A 1,020-nucleotide genomic window follows, 5' to 3' on the forward strand; every position below is an offset into this window, starting at 1 on the left:
TGCGCAATCAGAAACTTTTTTTTCGCTTCGGCTTCAGTCAGGTGTTGCTCCGGTAATTTCACCTTTTTCCTGACCGCCTGACCGTCAAAGACCCACTCGTTGTTTTCAAAACCATCCGGTAAGGATTCCACTTCAACAATGCTTCGTCCCACGGGTACTAGCTTGGATACATCCGTGTTGTGTCTGATAATCGTGCCGTCTGGCTCATACTCCAGCTTCACTGTATTTTCCTGATAGTAATCCTGCACCTGATACCAGTCCTCACCCGCCTCAGATATCAGATACATGACCTCGCCGTAAGGTTTTTCATCCGGCACATAAATCGTAAAGTTTTTATCGTTACGCATTTTGTATATTCACCCATTTTCCATCAGCAAATGTTTGCAGTTTTACCACTTTGACTTCTGTAATAATCCATGTCCCTGCACCATCAAAGGATGTCCTTATTCCAATAACGAACTCACCCTCTACCGCAGGACTCCAGTTATTCACGGCAGTTTTAATGACGCGCATTGAGCTGTAACGGAAAGCCTGAACGGATTTCTTTTCAACAGTAGCCAGTTCTGCTTGAGTGGCATAGTTACCGGAGGGCTGATATTCGGTTAAATCCGCCAGCGTGGCAAAGGTGGTATCAAATTTACGGGGGATCTTAATGATAGAGACCACTTTACTATCTGCATTGCGCAGAATGATATTCCCCGAAAACGCTTCATTTTCCGGCAGGGTTTCCAACGACAGTCGCTCTCCTGCGCTGTTGATTAACTCCGTATAGGCATATTCATCATCACTAACGATGGTGTGATTGCCGGATTTAAACGCCTCTCTTGATTGTTTCAGGGCAAATGCCTGCGTTGCCCCCCTTTGGCTCATCACTGTGGTAGCTGAACTTCCTGTCTGTTGCTCAATAAAGCCCAGATTCTTCACAAACTCCGGCTTGCTCTGGATATCCGCCCCGTTCTTTGCTTTTTCCAGACGACTGTTGGCGTTGTCGTTGACGGCATTCAGAGCGGCGTTAGTGGC

General features: G+C 46.8%; 2 pseudogenes. Both read right to left on the bottom strand.

Annotation, left to right across the window (positions count from 1 at the left end):
• Positions 1-347 (bottom strand): annotated as a pseudogene (locus Xinn_RS21010) (tail fiber assembly protein); the annotation flags it as partial.
• Positions 340-1,020: pseudogene (locus tag Xinn_RS22555) on the bottom strand (hypothetical protein); the annotation flags it as partial. The pseudogenes Xinn_RS21010 and Xinn_RS22555, both read right to left, overlap by 8 nt.

It is taken from the genome of Xenorhabdus innexi, from assembly GCF_002632485.1.
Classification (GTDB): domain Bacteria; phylum Pseudomonadota; class Gammaproteobacteria; order Enterobacterales; family Enterobacteriaceae; genus Xenorhabdus; species Xenorhabdus innexi.